General features: G+C 69.1%; 4 protein-coding genes and 1 pseudogene. 4 read left to right on the top strand and 1 reads right to left on the bottom strand.

Annotation, left to right across the window (positions count from 1 at the left end):
• Nucleotides 1-183: pseudogene (locus D588_RS0107080) on the bottom strand (tRNA (adenosine(37)-N6)-threonylcarbamoyltransferase complex transferase subunit TsaD); the annotation flags it as partial.
• 122 nt (nt 184-305) lie between these two features.
• Between D588_RS0107080 and rpsU the strand changes: the two are divergent.
• From rpsU to dnaG, 4 genes are all read left to right on the top strand, one after another.
• A complete protein-coding gene (gene rpsU / locus D588_RS0107075; protein WP_003465342.1) occupies nt 306-521 on the top strand; it encodes a 30S ribosomal protein S21 in 216 nt (71 codons plus the stop codon).
• Nucleotides 522-766: 245 nt separating this feature from the next.
• Nucleotides 767-1,213 (top strand): GatB/YqeY domain-containing protein, encoded by a 447-nt coding sequence (locus tag D588_RS0107070; RefSeq protein ID WP_017912044.1) that lies wholly within the window; start codon nt 767-769, stop codon nt 1,211-1,213.
• 141 nt (nt 1,214-1,354) lie between these two features.
• A complete protein-coding gene (locus tag D588_RS0107065; protein WP_026143465.1) occupies nt 1,355-2,269 on the top strand; it encodes a YihY/virulence factor BrkB family protein in 915 nt (304 codons plus the stop codon).
• A 71-nt stretch (nt 2,270-2,340) separates the two neighbouring features.
• Nucleotides 2,341-3,631: DNA primase (dnaG, locus tag D588_RS0107060; protein ID WP_017915480.1), on the top strand; the 1,291-nt coding region annotated here is incomplete at its 3' end.

Genomic DNA, 3,631 nt, shown 5'->3' with positions numbered 1-3,631 from the left:
CGGCAGCAGCTTGCGCACGTGGTCGCGGCTGGCCAACTCCGGCACCACCCCGCCATACTCGGCGTGCAGGGCGATCTGGCTGTACAGCGCATGCGCACGCAGCGCGGCCGCCCCGGAGCGGGTGGTGTCGTAGACGGCGACGCCGGTTTCGTCGCAACTGGATTCGATGCCGAGCACGTTCATGGAGTGCATTGTGCGGCCGAATCGGCGGCAGGCCAAACGGGGTGCTTGCAGCCGCGAAATCTGTCGCTATAATGTGCGGCTCGCCGGGCCTGACCCGGTCACCATTGTGTCCCGGAGATTCCATGCCCAGCGTTAAAGTCCGCGAGAACGAGCCCTTCGAGTTTGCGCTCCGTCGCTTCAAGCGCACCTGCGAAAAGGCCGGCGTGCTGGCCGAAACCCGCAAGCGCGAGTTCTACGAAAAGCCGACCCAGGAACGCAAGCGCAAGGCCGCTGCCGCGGTGAAGCGCCAGCTGCGTCGCACCTCGCGCGACGTCACCAAGCGCCAGCGTCTGTACTGAGGATCGCGGCCTGCGGTAGCGGGATGTGCCGGTTTCGGCATCCGCTACGGTAAGCCCACGAAGCCGGCACGCGCAAGCGTCGCCGGCTTTTTGTGCATCTTCCACCTTGGCCAGGCGCTCCGCCCCGCGCGGGCATCGGCCCCATCCCTGTCCCTCGGCACCCGCGTGCCGCCTCGGCCACGGCCAGCGCCAGCGCGCTTGCCTAGAATGCCCTTACCCCCTTTCTCTTCCCTGTGGAGCCCCTCATGACCCTCAAGCAGCAGCTCACCGACGACATGAAGGCCGCGATGAAGTCCGGCGACAAGCACAGCCTGGGCGTGATCCGGCTGATCAACGCCGCCATCAAGCAGAAGGAAGTGGACGAGCGCGTGGAGATGGACGACGCCGCAGTGATCGCGGTGATGGACAAGATGGTCAAGCAGCGCAAGGACTCGGTGAGCCAGTACGAGGCCGCCGGCCGCGACGACCTGGCCCAGGTGGAGCGCGAGGAGATCGTGGTGATCGAGCGCTACCTGCCGAGCAAGATGGGCGAGGCCGAGATCGTCGCCGCGATCCAGGCGGCGAAGGCGCAGACCGGCGCCGCCAGCCCGGCCGACATGGGCAAGCTGATGGCCGTGCTCAAGCCGATGCTCGCGGGCAAGGCCGACATGGGCCAGGTCTCGGTGCTGGTCAAGCAGCAGTTGGCCGGCTGACCGCACCGATGCGTTAGCGCGCGCGGCGGGCTTCACCCGCCTTTCGGCGACGGGCTGCTACAACGCCGGCAAGCCCGCGCCCCCTTCTGCGCGCAGTGCGGGACCGGCGTTGCGACGCCGCGCGCCGAAGGTCCCGCGCCCATGTCCATGCCCCTGTCGTCCGATCGCCTGCACAAACATCTCGACCGCCTGCAGCAGAGCCTGCCGGCCGCGCTGGTGCGGCGCTTCGTCGAGATCGACGTGATGACCCAGGCGGCGTCGCTGTCGTTCTACGCGCTGCTGTCGCTGGCGCCGCTGCTGGTGCTGCTGCTGTGGCTCACCGCCTCGCTGTATCCGCAGGCGCAGGAGGCGCTGATCGCGCAGATCGGGCAACTGGCCGGGCACGGCGCGCGCGAGGTCGCGCAGACGGTGATCGACAACGCCAAGAACCAGCCCAGCGTGGGCTCGCTGGCGGGGCTGTGGAGCACCCTGTTGCTGTTCGTCGGCGCCACCGCGGTGTTCGCGCAGTTGCAGAACGCGCTGAACCTGATCTTCCGCACCGACAAGCAGCGCCTGGACGGCCTCATGGCCTGGCTGAAGAAGCGCGTGTTCTCCTTCGGCGTGGTATTCGCGCTGGGCTTCCTGCTGCTGATCTCGATGATCCTGACCACCGTGCTGCAGGTGGTGTTCGCGCGGATGCCGTCGGTGCTGCCGGCGGTCGGCTACGTCTCGACCCTGGCGATCTACGTGCTGGCCTTCGCCGTGCTCTACCACTACCTGCCCGACCGCCGCGTGGAATGGCGCCAGGCCATCATCGGCGGCGCGATCACCGCCTGCCTGTTCGTGGCCGGGCGCTACGCGATCGGCCTGTACATCGCCACCGCCGCGCCCGGCAGCGCCTACGGCTCGATGGGCGCGCTGGTGATCCTGCTGGTGTGGATCTACTACGCCACGGTGGTGTTCTTCGTCGGCGCGCTGATCACCGCGGTGATCGACGAGCGGCTGCGCTCGCACAGCAAGCTCGTTGCGGCCGGGATCGACCCGCGCAGCGCTGCGCAGGCACCGCCGGCGCCCTGACCGCACGGCGCTGAACCACACGCAGGCCGCGCGGCCAGCGTGACGGCGCACGCGCGTGGCATCCTATGCGGATGGCCCGCATCCCCGACGCATTCATCGACGACCTGCTCGCACGCACCGACATCGTCGAGGTGATCGGCACGCGCGTGCCGCTGAAGCGCCAGGGCAAGGAGTACGCGGCGCGCTGCCCGTTCCACGACGAGCGTTCGGCCTCGTTCACGGTGTCGCCGACCAAGCAGTTCTACCACTGCTTCGGCTGCGGCGCGCACGGCACCGCGATCAGCTTCCTGATGAACTACGACCGCCTCGAATTCCTCGACGCGGTCGACGAGCTGGCCAAGCGCGCCGGCATGGAGATCCCACGCGACGCCCAGCAGCGCGGTGCCGCCCAGGCCGCCGGCGACGACCATCGCGACCTGTACTCCGCGCTGGAAGCGGCGGCCAAGTTCTTCCAGCGCCAGTTCGACGGCAGCGAGAAGGCGCGCGCCTACCTGGACGGCCGCGGCGTGGACGCGGAGAACCGCGTGCGCTTCCAGATCGGCTACGCCCCGGACGGCTACAGCGCGCTCAAGGACGCGCTGGGCACCGACGAGCGCCGGCTCAAGCTGCTCGACCGCGCCGGGCTGTTCTCCAAGAACGACCGCGGCCACGTCTACGACAAGTTCCGCGACCGGGTGATGTTCCCGATCTTCGACCGCCGCGGCCGGGTCATCGCCTTCGGCGGCCGCGTGCTCGACAAGGACGACGGCCCCAAGTACCTGAACTCGCCGGAGACCGCGCTGTTCCACAAGGGCCGGGAACTGTACGGCCTGTGGCAGGTGCGCCAGGCCAACCAGAAGATCGAGCGGCTGATCGTGGTCGAGGGCTACATGGACGTGGTCTCGCTGTTCCAGTTCGGCGTCACCCAGGCGGTGGCGACGCTGGGCACCGCGACCACGCCGGACCATGCCGAACTGCTGTTCCGCAACGCGCCGGACGTGTTCTTCTGCTTCGACGGCGACGCCGCCGGCCGCCGCGCCGGCTGGAAGGCGCTGGAATCGGTGCTGCCGCGGATGAAGGACGGACGCCAGGCGTTCTTCCTGTTCCTGCCCGATGGCGAGGATCCGGACACCATCGTGCGCAAGGAAGGCGCCGCGGCCTTCGACGCGCGCCTGGTCCAGGCCACGCCGCTGTCGCAGTTCTTCTTCGACGAACTCTCGCGCGAGATCAACCTCGGCACGCTCGACGGCAAGGCGCGCCTGGCCGAACGCGCGCGGCCGATGCTGGCGCAGATTCCCGACGGCGCCTTCGGCGACCTGATGCGCCAGCGCCTGGCCGAACTCACCGGCATCGGCGCCGCCGCACCGGCAGTCGCCACGGCCA

Source organism: Xanthomonas sp. SHU 308 (assembly GCF_000364645.1).
Taxonomy (GTDB): domain Bacteria; phylum Pseudomonadota; class Gammaproteobacteria; order Xanthomonadales; family Xanthomonadaceae; genus Xanthomonas_A; species Xanthomonas_A sontii.
The sequence above is the reverse complement of the archived record's forward strand: the minus strand, read 5'-3'. Positions and strand labels throughout refer to the sequence as shown.

Bases quoted from the DNA above. Each gene is read 5' to 3' on its own strand.
- D588_RS0107070 (WP_017912044.1), top strand. From the start codon at position 767: ATGACCCTCAAGCAGCAGCTCACCGACGACATGAAGGCCGCGATGAAG.
- D588_RS0107065 (WP_026143465.1), top strand. From the start codon at position 1,355: ATGTCCATGCCCCTGTCGTCCGATCGCCTGCACAAACATCTCGACCGC.
- rpsU (WP_003465342.1), top strand. From the start codon at position 306: ATGCCCAGCGTTAAAGTCCGCGAGAACGAGCCCTTCGAGTTTGCGCTC.